This window comes from Streptosporangium amethystogenes, from assembly GCF_000721075.1.
GTDB lineage: Bacteria > Actinomycetota > Actinomycetes > Streptosporangiales > Streptosporangiaceae > Streptosporangium > Streptosporangium amethystogenes.
In genome coordinates this window covers 1-16,499 of the sequence record NZ_JOEQ01000001.1, presented here as the reverse complement: position 1 = coordinate 16,499, position 16,499 = coordinate 1, and the positions used below count along the sequence as shown (strand labels likewise).

Below are 16,499 nucleotides of genomic sequence, written 5' to 3'. Positions count from 1 at the left end.
ATGAACGCGGACGGTGCCGACATCTCGGGTGTCGGAGTCTCGGGGGCCGACATCGCGGTCGTCGGCATCGCCTGCCGCTTTCCCGGCGCGCGCGACGTCACCGAATACTGGCGCCTCATCGCCGAGGGCCGCCGGGGCATCTCCGAGCTCACCCCGGACGAGCTGCGGGAGGGCGGGGCGAGCGAGGCGCGCCTCGCCGATCCCGAACTCGTTCCCGCCGGGGGCATCCTCTGGGACGCCGACCGGTTCGACGCCGCCTTCTTCGGCTACTCGGCGCGCGAGGCGGCCCTCATGGACCCGCAGCAGCGCATGTTCCTCGAAGCCGCCTGGCACGCCCTGGACGACGCCGGCCACGCGCCCGACCGCTTTCCCGGCACCATCGGCGTCTACGCGGGGCAGACCCTCGGCACACACCGGGACAGGGACCGCGGGGCCTTTCTCGGCACCTCCGCGGACCTTCTGGCGGCCGCCGACGACAAGGACTTCCTCTCCACCCGGGCCTCCTACAAGCTCGGCCTGACCGGGCCGAGCATCACCGTGCAGGCCGCCTGCTCCACCTCGCTCGTCGCGATCCACCTCGCCTGCCGGGCGCTCATCACCCACGACTGTGACCTGGCCCTGGCCGGCGGGGTCTCCTGGACGCCGCTGCGCAGGCAGGGCTACCTGCACCAGGAGGGCGGCGTCTGGTCCGCCGACGGCCATGTCCGGTCCTTCGACCGGGACGCGTCGGGGTTCGTCCCCGCGGACGGCCTCGGGATCGTGGTGCTGCGCAGGCTCGGCGACGCCCTGGCCGACGGCGACCGCATCTACGCGGTGGTCACCGGGAGCGCGGTCACCAACGACGGTTCGGACAAGCTCAGCTACGCGGCACCCGGCGTCCGCGGCCAGCAGGCCGCGGTGGAGGCCGCGCTCGCGGTCTCCGGCGTCGACCCGGACACCGTCGCCTACGTCGAGGCCCACGGAACGGCCACGGCGCTCGGAGACGCGGTGGAGGTCACCGCGCTGACCCGGGCCTACCGGGCGGCGGGGGCGACCGGGCGTGGATACTGCCGGCTGGGCTCGGTGAAATCGAACATCGGGCACACCGACGCGGCAGCCGGAGTGGCCGGTTTCATCAAGGCCGCGCTGATGGTCCGGCACGGCCGGATCCCGCCCAGCCCTGTCGTCTCACCGCACCCCAACCCTGAGATCGACTTTGAGACGAGCCCGTTCCGCCCCGCGGCGGCTGAGGAGGAGGACTGGCCGCTCACGGACGTCCCCCGCCGGGCGGCCGTCAGCTCCTTCGGTATCGGCGGCACCAACGCCCACGTGATCCTTGAGGAGCCGCCGCCGCGCCCGCCCACCGCCCCGGCCCCTCCGTGGCAGCTCGTCGCGCTGTCCGCGCGTGACGAGACGGCCCTCGCCGAGATGACCGGAGCCTGCGCGGACGCCCTCTGTGACGTCTCCGATCCCGAGTTCGCCGACCTCGCCCGTACCCTCGCGGCCGGCCGCCGCCATCTCCCCTTCCGCCACGCCGGAGTCTTCCGCGACCGCTCCCACGCCGTGGCGGAGCTGCGCGGGCGCGCGACCGGCAAAACCGCCTCCGCCGTCCGTGCGGGCAACGCCGACGTGGTGTTCATGTTCCCCGGCGGAGGAACGCGCTATCCCGGGATGGGGCGCGAGCTCTACCACGAGGAGCCGGTCTTCCGCGCGGCCGTGGACGAGTGCCTGGAGCTGCTGCCGGACCGCTCCGCCGCCGGGCGGTTGGGCGCCCTGTGGACGGACGAGCCCGGCGCGATGCCGGTCACCGTCCCGGACGAGGAGAGCGATCCCGCCCTGGCGCTGCCCGCCGTGTTCGTCATGGAGATCGCGCTCGCCCGGCTCCTCATGTCGCGGGGGGTGATCCCCGCCCTGCTGATGGGACACAGCCTCGGTGAGTACGCGGCGGCCTGCGTCGCGGGCGTCATGTCGCTGCGCGACGCCCTCGCCGTCGTGTCCAAACGCGGTGAGCTGCTGGCCTCGCTGCACGACGGGGCGATGCTGGCGGTTCCGGCCTCCGAGCGGGAGGTCGAGCCCTTCCTCGGAGAGGGGGTGTGCCTGTCGGTGGTCAACGGCCCGGCGTCCTGCGTGCTCGCCGGCCCCGCCGCCTACATCGCCGAGGTCAGGGAGCTGCTGGACCGGCGCGGAATCACCGGACGCCTCCTGCCGCTCGGCACCGCCGCGCATTCGGCCCTGGTCGACCCCGTACTCGGGGAGTTTCGCGGCTTCCTCGCCGGGATCGAGCTGCGTGCCCCCTCGACGCGCCTGATCTCAGGTGTGACGGGGACCGGCGACGCCGACTTCGCCGACCCCGAGTACTGGGTCACCCATCTGAGGGCGACGGTCAGATTCGACGCCGCGCTCGGCCATGTCCTGGCCGACGGGCCGAAGATCCTCGTCGAGGTGGGTCCCGGTACGACGCTGAGCACGTCGGCCCGGGCGGGAGCGGGCCCGGACTCCGTGGTCGTCAACGTCACCCGCCACCCGATGGAGGAGCGGGCCGACCGGGAGGTCCTGCTCCGCGCGCTGGGCCGGTTGTGGGAGGCGGGCGTCGAGGTCGACCTGCCCTCGCTCTGGCCGGAACGGCGGCTCCGGCTGCCCGCGGTGCCCTACCCCTTCGCGCCCACCGTCATCCGCCCGCCGGACCCGGCGCGCGGCACGGAGCCCACCGCCTTCTCCGGTGCGGAACGCTCACCCGACGGCCTGTACGGGGTCACCTGGAGGAGGGCCGTGGAGGTGCCGGCGGATCCGGGGCCGGTGGTGCGGGAGCACCGCTGGATCCTGCTCTCCGACTCGTCGTCCCTCGCCGAGGCGATCGTCGTGAAGCTGGCGGAGTACGGGGCCGGCACGGTCGTCGTCACCCCGGGACGGGCGTTCCAGCGCGCGGCCCCGGACCGGATCACGATCGACCCCGGGTGCGGGGAGGACTACGAAAGGCTCCTGAAGACGGTGGAGGCCGACGCGGCCGGACCGCTGCGGATCGTCTGCCTCTGGGGAGCGTCACCGCTCTCGCGGACCTGCCCGCCGCTGGGCCACGTCGTCGGCCTGGCCCGCGCCCTGAGCGGCCGGCCGCGGGCCGATCTCTCCCTGGTCACCAGGGGTGCCCTGGAGATCACCGGAAGCGAGCGGCTCGACCCGCGCGAGGCCCTCACGATCGGAGCCGCGGGGTCGCTCCGCCACGAGCTGGCCGACGCGCGCATCCGGCTCGTGGACTTGGATCCCGGTACCGGAAAGGAGCACGGAACCCGAGCCGCGGAGCTCCTCGCCGAGCTCTGCCGCCCTTCCCCGGAGAATCCATGCGGGGACCCGGGTGAGGACCCGATCGGCCTGCGGGCAGGACGCCGCTGGCTGCGCCACTTCGAGCCGCTGCGGATGACACCGGGAACGGGCCCCCGGATACGCCGGGGCGGGACCTACGTGATCACCGGGGGGACGAGCGGGATCGGGCTGCGGCTGGCCGGGCACCTCGCGGACACCTACTCGGCACGGCTCGTCCTGATCGGGCGCGGAGCGTCCGGGGAGTTCCCGCCGCACGGTGGCGAGGCGACGGCTCTCCTCGCGGGCCGGGGAGACGAGGTACTGGTACGCGGCGCGGACGTCGCCGACGCCCGGCGCCTGAAGGAGGTTCTCGACGAGACGCGGTCGCGGTTCGGCGAGATCCACGGAGTGATCCACGCCGCCGGTGTGCCGGGGGGCGGCATGGCGGAGTTCCTGAGCGAGGACGACGTCGCCGCCGCGCTGCGGGCCAAGACCGAGGGGACCTCCATCCTGGTCTCCGCCCTGCGGGAGGTCGGCGCGCTTCCCGACTTCGTCGCGCTGTTCTCCTCGCTGGCCTCGTTCTCCGGGGTTCCCGGGCTCACCTGCTACGGGGCGGCCAACGCCTTCCTCGACACGTTCGCCCTCTGCGCGCGGCGGGACGGCCTGCCGGTGCTGTCGATCAACTGGGACCGCTGGAACGGGGTGGGGATGGCCCGTGACATGGAACGGCGCCACCGTGAGCTCACCGGTGAGGGGCTGAGCGGCGGGTTGAGTCCCGAGGAGGGAGTCGCGGCCTTCGAAAGGTGCCTGGCGGCCCTTCCCCTGGGACAGGTGGTCGTCTCCTCCCGGCCGCCGGGGAGCGCGGGGCAGGCCGCGCGGCGCCCCGCCGTGCCCGCCGCCCGGTCACGGCCTCCTCACCCGCGCCACCCCGCGGTGCCACCCGCAGGCGGCATCGACGAGTGGAGCCCTCACGAGCTGGAGCTGCTGGCCGTCTGGCAGGACGTGCTCGGCGTCGAGGTGATCGGCAGGCGCGACGACTTCTTCCTTTTGGGCGGGCACTCACTGAGCGCGCTGCAGGTGGTCCAGCGCTGCAAGGAGCGATTCGGGGTTCAGCTTCCCGTCAAGGCACTGTTCGTCGCTCCGACGATCGAGGGCCTGGCGAAGGCACTCGCCGTGGCCTGGGCGGACGGCGAGGGAGAGACCGGGGCGGGCGGTCCGCGCCCGGTTCTCGAAAGGAGTGATCTTTCATGACCGAGACGATCCCGGCCGATCAGTGCATGTGGCTGCGTCGGCGACAGGTGCTCGACGAACCTCGGCTGCGCCTGGTCTGCTTTCCCCACGCCGGGGGGTCGCCGAGTTTCTACCGGGGATGGCAGGACCACCTGCCCGAGGACGTCGAGCTGTCCGCCGTGTGCTACCCGGGCAGGCAGAATCGCATCAACGAGCGGCCGATCGACCGGATGGAGCCTCTCGTCGACCATGTCTGCCGGGTGCTCCTCCCCCTGGCCGGCCGCCCGCTCGCCCTGTTCGGGCACAGCATGGGCGCCGTGGTCGCGTACGAGGTCGCGGTCAGGCTCGCCGGGGAGCACGGGATCTCCCCGGCGTCGCTGCTGGTGTCCGCGCACGCGCCGCCGCACCTGTGCGCGAGCGACGCGCGGCGGATTCCCATCGGTGACGATCAGCTCGCCGAGCAGGCCGCGGCCGCGGATCCGGCGCTGCTGCGCTTCCCCGAGCTGATGGACCTGGCGATGATCGCGTTGCGGGCGGACCACGACCTGCTGCACGCCTACCGGCCCGCCTCCACCACGAGGATCGCCGCTCCGATCACCGCCTACCTGGGCACGGACGACCGGCGGGTGAGCCACGACGAGATGCGCGCCTGGAACCGCGTCGCGGCCGCGGGGTTCGAGCTGCTGACCTTCCCCGGGGATCACTTCTACCCGGTGGACGCGGAGGCGGCCCTGGTCGCCGACATTGTGACCCGCCTCGGCGACATCGGCGCGCAGCGCCGCGACGACTCGCTCTCCCCCTCCCCGCCCGCGTGACCGTCGTGATCGACGACAGCCCGCCGGTGCCGCTCTTCGTCCGCCGCTCCAGCGCCTGCCCCCTCGACCCGGCCGAGGAGTTCGCCCGATTGCGGGCCGAGGAACCGGTGGTCCGGGTCACCCTCTCGACCGGGGCGAGCGCGTGGCTGGTCACCCGCTACGCCGACGCCCGCCGCGTGGTCGCGGACCAGTGGCGGTTCAGCTCCAGGGCGGTGGTCGACGGCCCGATCCCGCCGCCGGAGCCGCCGGGAGGGTTCCCGCCGCCGCGCCCCGGCTTCTTCTCGACGTACGCCCCCCGTGAGCACGCGCGCCTCCGGCGGATGCTCAACGCGGAGTTCGGTGCCCGCCGGCTGCGGGCGCTGCGCCCGCGCGTCGAGGTCGTGGCCGACGAGCGGATGGCGGCGATGCGCCGTTCCGGGCCCGGCGCCGACCTGATCGCGGACTTCGCGCTCCCGGTTCCGGCGCGGATCTTCCTCGAACTCCTCGGGATCCCCGAGCCCGACCGGGAGCACCTGCGGCGCAATGCCGACGTCCTCCTCGACTTCACTCCGAGGCCGCTGGAGCAGGCGGTCGCCTTCGCCGAGCTGGACACCTACCTGAGCGCGTTCGTCTCCCGATGCCGCCGTGATCCCGGCGACGGCGACGGTCTTGTCGGCAGGCTGATCTCGTCGTACGGCGCGGATCTCTCCGACGACGAGCTGGCCGGGATCGCCGCCCAGTTGCTGCTCGCGGGGTACGCGACGACGACCGGCACGATCGGGCTGGGAGCCCTGCTCCTGCTGCGCCACCCCGACCAGGCCGCGGCGCTGCGCGACGGTTCGGCCGACGTGGACCGCGCGGTCGAGGAGATGCTCCGCCACCTGTCGGTGGTCTCCTTCGGCAAGGTCTTCACCGCCGAGGAGGACGTCACGGTCGGCGGCCAGGAGATCCGGGCGGGGGAGTACGTCCTGTGCTCCCTGCCGTCGGCCAACCGCGACGCCGTCCTGGGGCCCGACGCCGACCGGTTCGACATCACCCGCGAGCCGCTGCCCCATCTCGCCTTCGGGCACGGTGCCCGTTACTGCCTGGGCGCCGAGCTGGCCAGGCTGGAACTACGGGTCTGCGTTCCCCGCCTGCTGAACCGCTTCCCCGGCCTGCGGCTGGACGTCCCGTTCGAGGAGCTCCGGTTCACCCCGATGAACGCGGCCTACAGCCTCGAATCACTGCCGGTGTCCTGGTAGCCGGTGAGCCGGCTCAGCGTACGGAGGAAAGATGACCAGCACGACGGGTTCCTACGACTACCTGGCCTCGCTGACGGAGAAGGTCGGCGGGCTCGACCTGCACTACGGCTACTGGTCGGGACCCGACGACGACACGCCGATCGAGGAGGCCACCGACCGGCTGACCGGGATCGTGGTCGACCGCCTGGCCGCGCGGGCCGGTGAGCTGGTGCTGGACGTGGGCTGCGGGAACGGGCGTCCCGCGGTGACGGTGGCGAAACGCACCGGGGCGCGGGTGACGGCGATCGACGTCGACGAGCGGGCGCTGAAACGGGGGAGGGCGTGGGCGCGTGAGCGGGGTGTGGAGCCGCTGGTCTCCTTCGAACGGTGCGACGCGCTGGCCATGCCCTACCCCGACGGCGCGTTCGACGCGGTGCTGGTCTTCGAGTCGACGCCGCACTTCGCGCCGGAGCCGCTCTTCGCCGAGCTCGTCCGGGTGCTGCGGCCCGGTGGCCGGTTGGTGGTGGAGGCTCCGTGCCTGCGCGTTCCCGTCACCGACGAGCTGCGGCCTCGGCTGGCGGCGTACTTCGAGATGTTCCAGGTCCACTCCATCGAGCAGGCCGGGGTGTACCTGGAGACGTTGCGCGCCGCCGGTCTCGGCGTCGACGCCGTCGAGGACCTCACCGAGTACACCGAGCCGTTCTACCGGCGGATCCTGGAGCGGCTCGACGCCCATCGCACGGAGCTGGCGGCCGAGTACGGCGCGGGGACCGTGGCCTGGATCCGCGACGGCATCGCCGACTGGGCCACGATCCCCTCGGGTAGCGTCCTGATCACCGCTCGCGGGCCGGACCGTCCCGCCTCAGCGGACGGGGTCGAAGTCCCGTAGGGCCGCGGGCTGCTTTCCGGTGGTGATCTGCTCGGCCAGCATGCGGCCGGTGACCGGCCCGTGGGTGAATCCCCACATGCCGTGGCCGCCGGCGACGTACCTGCCGGGGGCGCGGGTGGCGCCGATCAGCGGCCTGCCGTCGGGGGTGACGGGGCGCGGGCCGACCCAGGTGTCGGTGCGCTCCTCCCAGGAGACGCCGCTGAGCAGCGGCCGGGCGGACGCGATGATCGCGTCGACGCGCCTCTGGTACAGGGGGGCGTCGGCGTCCCGGAACTCCATCGTGCCGGCGACGCGCAGCTTGCCCTGGTAGGGCGTGCAGGCCACCCGCACGGCGGGCAGGTAGATCGGCCCGGGCACGGGCTCGTCCGTCGGCACGGTGAACGAGTAACCGCGTCCGGCGCGTACCGGCACCCGGACGCCCCAGGAGGCGCCGAGCTGGTTCAGCCAGGCGCCGGTGGCCAGCACGACGGCGTCGGCGCTGACGGAGTCCCCGTCAGCCGACCGGACGGCGGTCCCGCCGGAGTGGGAGTAGACGTCGATCACCCGGAAGCCGGACCGGATGGTGGCGCCCCGGGCGACGACGGAGCGGGCGAGCGACCGGGTGAACTCTCCGGGGTCGACGTAGCGCTGCCCGTCCAGCCGGATCCCGGCCCGCGCGCGCGAGGAGAGCTGCGGCGCCTGCCTGCCGAGATCGTCACCCTCGAACGCGGTGTACTTGATCTCCAGGCCGGAGTCGTTGATGCGCCGAAGCTCGTGCAGGAGCGCCACCGCCTGCCGCGGGGTCTCGAAGGCGGCCATGATCGGGGCCTCGACCGTGGGGGCCTCGACGCCGTTCGCGGTGAGCACGTCGAACGCCTCCAGGCACTCCTCGTTGAACGGGAGGTTGGCCCGTACGGCGCGGCCCCAGGACTTCCAGTTGCAGTTGGCGGCGAACCGGGTGAGGAACGACAGCAGCGCCGGGTCGGGGGTGGCCGGGATGTGCAGCGGGGCGCCCGGGTCGAGCAGGGAGCGCAGGCCGTAGCGGAGGATGCCGGGCTCGTTCAGCGGGATGGCCAGACCGGGGGAGAGCCAGCCCGCGTTGCCCCACGACGCGCCCGCGGCCACGTCGTCCCGGTCGACGACCGTGACCTCCACGCCGCGCTCCTGCAGGAACCACGCGGTGGACAACCCCACCACACCGGCGCCTATCACCACTGCCGTACGCGGCCCACCGTCGATGCCCATGACCATTTTCTCCACTCTGACATTCATTGCCTCTTTCGAGGATCGCTGGCCTGGCCGGAGAGCGGTGTGTGCGTTTCGGACAAGCGCAATGGTGTGTTTTGTCGTGGCAGGACAAGCGCCGGGGGCCGGGCTCCGGATCTGGCGCCCGCTGCGGCTCTCGCCGGCCCCGCGAGGCGCCGGCCGACCGGCGCCTCGCCGCGGGTCTAGGTCCGGCCGACGGCCAGCGCGATGATCATCGCCAGCCGCTTCTCCGGCAGTTCGAGCTGGAGGTTCGTGATCTCGGCCATCTTCCGCAGCCGGTAGCGGACGGTGTTCGGGTGGACACCGAGGCGACCGGCGGCGACGGCCAGATCACCCTGCGCCTCCAGCCACGCGCGCAACGTCGCGATGTACTGGGTGCCGTGCTCGGAGTCATGCCGGGTCAGTTCGGCGACCGGCCCGCGGGCGGGGGTACGCCCTGCCGAGGCGGCGGCCCGGAGGCGTTGCAGCAGGATCTCGTCCCATGCCTCGTCGTAGACGACCGCCGGGGCGCCGGCGGGCCGCACCGCCCGGAGGGCGAGGCTCTCGTCGGCCTCCTGTCTGCTCGCGGCCAGCTGGGTGGGTTCCGCCGGGCCGCCGACACCGGCGAGCACGGTGACCCGCCGCGGCAGGACGTTCGCGATCGCGGCGAGCCAGTCCAGGGCGGGCGTGGCATCGTTGTCGCAGGGCAGCACCGTGTACAGGGTGTTACCGAACAGTGCGCTGCGTCCCGGTCGTGACCAGCCGAAACCGGTGGTCGCGCGTTCGAAGGCCAGCAGGATCGCGGCATGTCGCTCCTCGGCGATGTGCGCCTGGAGCGCGATCACCCGGAACCGCTCCCGGGGCAGACCGAGCCTGCTGATCACCGCGGCCGTGTCGGCGGTCCCCTCCAGCAGTTGGATGACGAGATCGGACTCCACCTGACGCTCCAGGTCCGCACTGACCCGGGAGCGCAGCAGGTGCAGCGCGACCGCCCGCGCCCCGTCCTCCAGGATGGTCCGGCGTGTGCCGGACAGCGGGCTTTCGCACTCGACCCAGATCGATCCCAGCAGCTCGCGCCCCGCCCGCACCGCGACCACCATGCGACCTCTGAGGCCGTGTGCCGGTGAGGGGTCGACGAACAGCGGCTCGTCGGAGGTCGCCAGATGGGCGAAGACGCCCTCCCGCTCGAACAGCCGGCGCATGGCGTCCGGCACCCGCCTGCCCAGGATCGTCTCCAGCCGTGCCGGATCGGCGGTCTGCTGCGAGCCGGAGTAGGCCAGGACCCGCGACATCTGGTCCTCGATCGTCACCGCGTAGCCGATTTCGGCCGCGAGCGTGTCCGCGAAGGCCAGCAGATCGTTCGGCCCCCGCCCGGCCTGGCTGCCTTCGAGCACCAGGCCGTACACCACGCCGAGGAGCTGGCTCCAGGACACCGCCGGTTCGACGAGCAGCACGGCGATCCCATCGGCGAGGGCCTGTTCCAGCGCGCTCTCGTCGAGGGGAGGGTTCCCGTGCACCAGCACAGTGACGGCCCGCGCCGCCCGCGCCAGACGTACGGCGTCGGACGCCGACTCCACGCCCACCGCCAGGAACACGTCACCGGTCGTGGGGCGGGTGTCGGTCGGATCATGCACCACCACGCTGCGCAGCTCGACGTCCCGCGACGCCGGAGCGCAGCACAGCCGAGCCCCGTAGCCACCGAGAACGTTCACCAACCGGTCCAGCTTCAACATCTACCCGACCTCTGCATGCCCTCTGCCCTGCCCGCCTGCCGACGGGCTTGTGGCATGAACACCGTTCTAGCAGTTCGACGGTACGGCGATCCGCCGGGAACCGCCGAAGGCGGGGTCCGTCGGTGCCTGACCGCGGACCCGTGCCGCCTGGCCCGGCGGTGAAATTTTCACCGGGCGGTGGGCGGGCCGGGGGAAGTCCGTCCAGGTGGCCCGATGAGTGCCGGGCCGGCAGGCCGGTGGGGAGGTGGAGGTCCCTTGGCCCGGGGGAGGCCGCATTCTATGGTGCGAGATGTGGGAGCGCTCCCACAAAGGCCTGTGCAAGCCGTGCCGCCCTGCACCGTCCGATCCGCTTTTCCGGAAGACCTCCCCGAAGGGGCCTGATGTGCGCACCTCCCTCCTGACCGATCGGCTCGGCCGGCCGGGCCGCCGTCTCCGCGTCGGGCTCGCCGCGCTGCTGCTGGCGGCCGGGATGTCCGTCCCGACGACGGCCACGGCGGCTGTGAATCCCTACCAGGATCCCGGCCTGCCGGTGGCGACCAGGGTCGCCGACCTCCTCTCGCGGATGACGCTGGATGAGAAGATCGGCCAGATGACCCAGGCGGAACGTGGCTCGGCCGGCAACTCCGACGTCACCGCCTACCGGCTCGGCTCGGTGCTGTCCGGCGGCGGTTCGGCGCCTTCGCCCAACAACGCCACCTCCTGGGCGAACATGTACGACGGCTATCAGAACGCCGCCCTCGCGACGCCGCTGGGCATCCCCATGCTCTACGGGGTGGACGCGGTACACGGCCACAACAACGTGGTCGGCGCGACGATCTTCCCGCACAACATCGGGCTCGGTGCCACCCGGGATCCCGCCCTGGTGCAGCAGATCGGCCGGGCGGTCGCCGAGGAGGTCACCGGGACGGGCGTCGACTGGAACTTCGCACCCTGCGTGTGCGTCGCGCGCAACGACCGGTGGGGTCGCACCTACGAGTCCTTCGGGGAACTGCCGGATGTCCCTTCGTCGATGACGAGCTTCATCACGGGCACGCAGGGCGCGGCGCTGAACGGGCCGGCCTCGGTGCTGGCCACCGCCAAGCACTATATCGGCGACGGAGGCACCACGAACGGCGTGGACCAGGGCGACACGCAGCTGACCGAGACCGAGCTGCGGGCGGTCCACCTGCCGCCGTTCAGGGCCGCGGTGGACCGCGGGGTGGGGTCGGTGATGGTCTCGTTCAGCAGCTGGAACGGCAGCAGGCTGCACGGGAACCAGTATCTGGTCACCTCGGTGCTCAAGGGCGAGCTGGGATTCACCGGCTTCGTCGTCTCGGACTGGAACGGCGTCGACCAGATCGACGGCGCTCTCGGGCTCTCCGCCGTCGACGTGCGAACCGCGATCAACGCCGGCATCGACATGGTGATGGAGCCCGAGGCCTGGCGGCAGTTCATCGACCTGCTCCGCGCCGAGGTGCAGGCGGGGCGGGTGCCGCTGTCCCGCGTCGACGACGCCACGAGGCGCATCCTGACCAAGAAGTTCGAGCTGGGACTCTTCGAGAGGCCACTGGCCGACCGGACCTACATCTCGACCGTGGGCAGCGGCGCGCACCGCGCCCTGGCCCGCCAGGCGGTGGCGAGGTCGCAGGTGGTGCTGAAGAACGGCGGGAACATCCTGCCGCTGGCCACCGGCGGAGGCAAGATCTTCGTCGCGGGCAGGAGCGCCGACAACATCGGCTACCAGAGCGGCGGCTGGACGATCTCCTGGCAGGGCTCGTCGGGGAACATCACTCCCGGCACCACCATCCTGCAGGGAATCCGCAACACCGTCGGCTCCGCCACGACGGTGACCTACAACCAGAACGGCAGCGGCATCGACTCCTCCTACCGGGCGGCGATCGCGGTGGTGGGTGAGACTCCGTACGCGGAAGGTCAGGGAGACCGCACCGGAGCCATGGGGCTGGACGGCGCGGACCTGAACACCATCAACACGCTGCGCGCCTCCGGCGTGCCGGTGATCGTGGTCCTGGTCTCCGGCCGCCCGCTGGACATCTCCTCCCAGCTCTCCGGGTGGAACGCGCTGGTGGCCTCCTGGCTGCCGGGCACCGAGGGGCAGGGCGTCGCCGACGTGCTCTTCGGCCTCACCCAGCCCACCGGCAGGCTCCCGGTGACCTGGATGAACAGCGCCGGCCAGCAGCCGATCAACGACGGGGACGGCAAGACCCCGCTTTTCCCCTACGGCTACGGGCTGGCCTACGAGTCCGCCGCGGACACCAGCCCGCCGACGGCGCCGGGCACCCCGACGGTGTCGAACGTGACCTCGTCGTCGGTGCACCTGTCGTGGACGGCGTCCGGCGACAACGTCGGCGTGACGGGTTACGACGTGGTGCGGGTGCAGGGCACGACCGAGACCACGGTGGCGACGTCGACGACCGACTCGGCATCCGTCACCGGGCTGTCGGCGAGCACCGCCTACACGTTCGCGGTGTACGCGCGTGACGCGGCGGGCAACCGCTCGGCCCGCTCGGCCACGGTGACCACGACCACGGGCGGCGGTGGCGGCGAGGGCGGCACCTGCAAGGTCACCTACACGGTCAACGACTGGGGAGGTGGCTTCAGCGCCAACCTGACCATCGCCAACACCGGCACCTCGGCCGTCAACGGCTGGACGCTGCGGTTCACCTTCCCCGGCGGTCAGAAGGTCACCCTGCCGGCCTGGTCGGCGACCTGGTCGCAGTCGGGCGCCGCCGTTACCGCGACGAACCTGTCGTGGAACTCGAGCATCGCACCCAACGCCTCGACCGGCATCGGGTTCAACGGCACCTACACCGGCGCCAATCCCAGGCCGACCGAGTTCACCCTGAACGGCACACCCTGCACGGTGGGCTGACCCGCACCTTCCCGCGGCCGACCGGCGGATCCACGCGGCCGAATGCGTGGATCCGCCGGCCCCGGTCACTTCCCGGTGGTCGCCTCGATCCTTACCGCCACCCCGCCCTGGAGCGTCACCTTGGCGTTCAGGGACTTTCGCGCGTTGAGCGCCTTCTCCAGTTGTGCGGCGGTGCACCTGTGCGGGACCTTGTCCGTGGTGCAGATCGTTCCCCGCGCGTCGAGCACCACCGCGTCCGGGCTGAGCATGACCGACTGCACATCGCCGTCGCCGGTCTGCACAGTGATCCAGCCCGGCTGTCCCGGACTCGTGCCGAGTGGTCCGAGCAGGTAGGTGGCCGGTCCGGTGTCCCCGGCGCCGTCGCCCGGTTCGTCCCCCTCGGGTTCGGCGGGGGAGTCGGTCGAGTCGGCCGGAGACGAGGGCTCCGCGGTGACGGTGACGGTGACGGCGGGGACGGGGGCGCTCTCGGGTCCGGAGGGGGCGGAGACGGCTGGAGCGGTGGAGGGGGCGGACGAGCCGTCCTCCGCCGAACAGGCGGAAAGGCCGGCGGCGAACGCGGCCACCAGCAGGATGTGTGTCATCTTCAACGACCTACTCATAAGCCGCAACACTCCCACGGAGTCCCGCACAACAACGAACCCGCCGAGATCCTCCCTGGCGGTTCCTCCGGCACCGGGTGTATTAGTCGCCTCCAAGCGGACCCCAAGTGTTCGGGATCATGATGAGGACGTCCTGACTCTCCGGAAAGAAGGAGTGGCAATGCGAAAGATCGCACGCCTGTACACGCTGATCCTCACGGCGGCGGTACCCGTCCTCCTGGTGCTGCAGACCGGCACCGCCACCGCGGAGTCCATCCGCATCGCCAACCACTGCGAGCCGTCCGTCTGACGGTGTTCGAACGAGTCGTCCGCCGTCATCGGATCAAGACGATCCACCGGTGCCTGCTGCGCGGTGCGTACTGCCGAAGGCGCGGCTGGTACGCCGAGGGTGAGCGGTGGGCGCGGCGGGCGGGTGAGGTGGCGGGCCGGGTGGATCTCACCGGACACACCGCGCTTCTGGTGGATCTGGCGTCGCTCTGGCACGGGCTCACCGGCTACCCGCAGGCACACGAATGGGCCCGGCGGGCGGTGGAGTCGCTGACCTCGGCGCCCGCCGGGAGCGGACGCGACGCGTCACTCGCCGACGCGCTGATCCGGATGGGTGACATCGAGCGCAGACAGGCCCGGCACACCACCGCGGAGGCGCACCTGCGCCGGGCCTTCGAGCTGGTGGACGAGGCGGACCGGCCCCGGGGCGCGGCGGTGCGGCTGGCCCTGGGAGTGCTGTGCAAGGAACTCGGCCGCTACGGCGAGGCCGAGACCCACTACCGCGGAGCGCTGGCCTGCCTGGAGCGGCACGAGGTGGACGACCCCCTGGCACGCGCCGACGTTCTGCACAACCTCGCGGGACTCGCGCATGCCCGGGGTGACGACGGCCCCTCGGGAGAACGGCACGCGCGAGCCGCGATCGAGATCCGGCGCGGGGTGCTCGGGCCCCGTCACGACCAGGTCGCGGCGGACCTGGCGGTACTCGGCGCGGTACTCGCGAAGCAGGGCAGGCTCGCGGCGGCGGAGGAGGCACTGAGCCGGGCCCTGGACATCTTCGTCGAGCGCCTGGGAACCGATCACTACGAGGTGGCGGTGTGCCAGGTGAATCTGGCACACCTGGACGATCTCCAAGGCCGCCCGAAGGAGGCGGGGCGACGCTACCGGGACGCGCTGCGTGTCAAACACCTCGCCCTCGGAGCCGATCACCCTGAGGTGGAGCGCCTGTCCACGCTCCTGAGAGCGAGGTCCGGCCCCGCAGGGGCGCGTTCAGGTCCGGGGACGGTGCGCCGGAAGGTCGAACCAGACGCCGGTTCCGATCTGCCCGGTGCCGCACAGCCGGGTCCAGCGCGCCCCGCAGCGCCCGGAGGTGAACTCCTCGACGATCCGCAGGCCCCGTCCGCCGAGTGACAGCTCGTCCACGTGGCAGGGGAGTGTGAACGGGCGACGCAGCAACCGCTCGATCAGCGGGACCCCGCCGCCGGCGTCGGCCACCTCGGCCCTGATCGGCAGGTCGCGGTCGTGCAGGACGCGCAGCTCGTAGGGGCCGGGGGCGTAACTGCCGGCGTTCGTGGCGAGCTCGGTCACCACGACCTCCAGGTCGGCGACGTCGTCGGGGGCGAAGGGCGGCCGGGACAGCAGGTCGTGCAGCAGCTTGCGGGCCCGGCGGGCGGCGTTGCCCGGGGGGAGACACCAGGCGGTCACTCGAAAGCGTCCGCGGTGCCTGCCGCGCACGCCGACCTCCAGAGCTGGAGCGTGCTCGGTGAGCATCGTTGCTCCTATCGAGTAGGACACCAGGGCCGCGGGATCGCGCTCGCTGGTCTGAATCCCCCATCCTGAGGGACAAGGCCGATATACGGAGAGTCGCAGGACCAATACTGTCCGCAGATCGGTCGGGTGATAGGCCGAGCCGATCACCTTGGGTGATCGGTCGCACCGATACGGCTCCGGCGACGCCCCGTCGCCGATTACCTTGGCGGCAAGGAAACTCGGCCGTGGAAAGATCGGGGTCAACGACCCCCTCCTGAAGGAGGGGGCTTGAAGTGCATTAATGCGCTTGACAAGCCCCGCGTTGACCAGCCCTGGCCATCAGCTCAAGGAGGTGCGTTGTGATGGCTACGTTGAACACAAGATCGCAGACCGACCTTGGGGTGCTTCCTCAGCCCCAGGCTCTCGAATCCGTGGGAGCAGACACGCCCGGGGGTGGGCACGAAACGGCTCACGGACACCGCCGCCAGGCGGTACCTGGTGTTCAACCTGGGCGAGGGGAGATCGAGCCGACCGGCACCCGGTCTACTCGGCGTCACCCCGACCCGGCTTCGGCTGGGAAGGGAGCGGGCACTCCAGCCCACCCGGTCGTGTTCGTCCTGGACAGGCACGGCCAACCGCTGCAACCCACGAGCCCTGCCTACGCGCGGAAACTCCTGCGTTCCGGCCGGGCCGTGGTTCACCGGCATACCCCGTTCGTTATCCGACTGAAGGACCGCACGGCAGCTGATTCCGTCGTGGCAGGCGTACAGGTCGGGATCGACCCCGGCTCCAAGCACACCGGCCTGGCGGTGTTCACCGAGCGCGACGGGAGCCGGACCGGACGGTACGCGATCCAGCTCGACCACCGGGGCGCGGCGATCCGCGACAGGCTCACCGCCCGCTCGCAGTATCGACGGCGACGCCGCAGCGC

At 72.1% G+C, this 16,499-nt stretch carries 11 protein-coding genes and 1 pseudogene; 8 read left to right on the top strand and 4 right to left on the bottom strand.

What is annotated here, in order from left to right; translation table 11 throughout:
- From IG98_RS0100060 to IG98_RS0100045, 4 genes are read left to right on the top strand one after another with little or no spacing between them, the layout of a single operon-like run.
- Window positions 1-4,527 (top strand): type I polyketide synthase, encoded by a 4,527-nt coding sequence (locus IG98_RS0100060; RefSeq protein WP_051751276.1) that lies wholly within the window; start codon window positions 1-3, stop codon window positions 4,525-4,527.
- On the top strand, window positions 4,524-5,321 hold the full coding sequence (locus IG98_RS0100055; protein ID WP_051751273.1) for a thioesterase II family protein: 798 nt from the start codon (window positions 4,524-4,526) through the stop codon (window positions 5,319-5,321). The genes IG98_RS0100060 and IG98_RS0100055 overlap by 4 nt, the downstream gene beginning before the upstream one ends.
- Window positions 5,318-6,541: a cytochrome P450 gene (locus tag IG98_RS0100050; protein WP_051751270.1), complete on the top strand. Its 1,224-nt coding sequence runs from the start codon at window positions 5,318-5,320 to the stop codon at window positions 6,539-6,541. The genes IG98_RS0100055 and IG98_RS0100050 overlap by 4 nt, the downstream gene beginning before the upstream one ends.
- 31 nt (window positions 6,542-6,572) lie before the next feature.
- Complete coding sequence (locus IG98_RS0100045; RefSeq protein WP_051751268.1) at window positions 6,573-7,409, top strand: class I SAM-dependent methyltransferase; 837 nt, start codon at window positions 6,573-6,575, stop codon at window positions 7,407-7,409.
- Here the strand turns inward: IG98_RS0100045 and IG98_RS0100040 are convergent.
- Window positions 7,383-8,633 (bottom strand): NAD(P)/FAD-dependent oxidoreductase, encoded by a 1,251-nt coding sequence (locus IG98_RS0100040; RefSeq protein WP_030903758.1) that lies wholly within the window; start codon window positions 8,631-8,633, stop codon window positions 7,383-7,385. The two genes, IG98_RS0100045 and IG98_RS0100040, sit on opposite strands and share 27 nt — an antisense overlap.
- Window positions 8,634-8,836: 203 nt before the next feature.
- The gene (locus tag IG98_RS0100035; protein WP_030903755.1) at window positions 8,837-10,366 is read right to left on the bottom strand and encodes a PucR family transcriptional regulator; all 1,530 of its coding nucleotides are present in this window, start codon (window positions 10,364-10,366) and stop codon (window positions 8,837-8,839) included.
- Between the two features lie 382 nt (window positions 10,367-10,748).
- On the opposite strand from IG98_RS0100035, the gene IG98_RS0100030 reads away from it, so the two are divergent.
- Window positions 10,749-13,235, top strand: coding sequence for a glycoside hydrolase family 3 N-terminal domain-containing protein (locus IG98_RS0100030; protein ID WP_245651344.1), 2,487 nt, complete (start codon window positions 10,749-10,751; stop codon window positions 13,233-13,235).
- Window positions 13,236-13,300: 65 nt separating this feature from the next.
- Here the strand turns inward: IG98_RS0100030 and IG98_RS0100025 are convergent, their stop codons facing one another.
- The gene (locus tag IG98_RS0100025) at window positions 13,301-13,822 is read right to left on the bottom strand and encodes a hypothetical protein (RefSeq protein ID WP_030903750.1); all 522 of its coding nucleotides are present in this window, start codon (window positions 13,820-13,822) and stop codon (window positions 13,301-13,303) included.
- A 172-nt stretch (window positions 13,823-13,994) separates the two neighbouring features.
- On the opposite strand from IG98_RS0100025, the gene IG98_RS54135 reads away from it, so the two are divergent.
- Together IG98_RS54135 and IG98_RS54130 are read left to right on the top strand one after the other, a co-directional pair.
- On the top strand, window positions 13,995-14,123 hold the full coding sequence (locus IG98_RS54135) for a hypothetical protein (protein ID WP_281178402.1): 129 nt from the start codon (window positions 13,995-13,997) through the stop codon (window positions 14,121-14,123).
- A gap of 2 nt (window positions 14,124-14,125) precedes the next feature.
- Window positions 14,126-15,022, top strand: a pseudogene (locus IG98_RS54130) (tetratricopeptide repeat protein); the annotation flags it as partial.
- Window positions 15,023-15,088: 66 nt separating this feature from the next.
- Here the strand turns inward: IG98_RS54130 and IG98_RS53030 are convergent.
- Window positions 15,089-15,589: an ATP-binding protein gene (locus tag IG98_RS53030; protein WP_030903745.1), complete on the bottom strand. Its 501-nt coding sequence runs from the start codon at window positions 15,587-15,589 to the stop codon at window positions 15,089-15,091.
- 341 nt (window positions 15,590-15,930) lie between these two features.
- Here IG98_RS53030 and IG98_RS53025 point away from each other — a divergent pair.
- The coding region (locus IG98_RS53025) for an RRXRR domain-containing protein (protein WP_037969114.1) at window positions 15,931-16,499 on the top strand (569 nt) is incomplete at its 3' end.

Bases quoted from the DNA above. Each gene is read 5' to 3' on its own strand.
- IG98_RS0100060 (WP_051751276.1), top strand. From the start codon at position 1: ATGAACGCGGACGGTGCCGACATCTCGGGTGTCGGAGTCTCGGGGGCC.
- IG98_RS0100055 (WP_051751273.1), top strand. From the start codon at position 4,524: ATGACCGAGACGATCCCGGCCGATCAGTGCATGTGGCTGCGTCGGCGA.
- IG98_RS0100045 (WP_051751268.1), top strand. From the start codon at position 6,573: ATGACCAGCACGACGGGTTCCTACGACTACCTGGCCTCGCTGACGGAG.
- IG98_RS0100040 (WP_030903758.1), bottom strand. From the start codon at position 8,633: ATGGGCATCGACGGTGGGCCGCGTACGGCAGTGGTGATAGGCGCCGGT.
- IG98_RS0100035 (WP_030903755.1), bottom strand. From the start codon at position 10,366: ATGTTGAAGCTGGACCGGTTGGTGAACGTTCTCGGTGGCTACGGGGCT.
- IG98_RS54135 (WP_281178402.1), top strand. From the start codon at position 13,995: ATGCGAAAGATCGCACGCCTGTACACGCTGATCCTCACGGCGGCGGTA.
- IG98_RS53030 (WP_030903745.1), bottom strand. From the start codon at position 15,589: ATGCTCACCGAGCACGCTCCAGCTCTGGAGGTCGGCGTGCGCGGCAGG.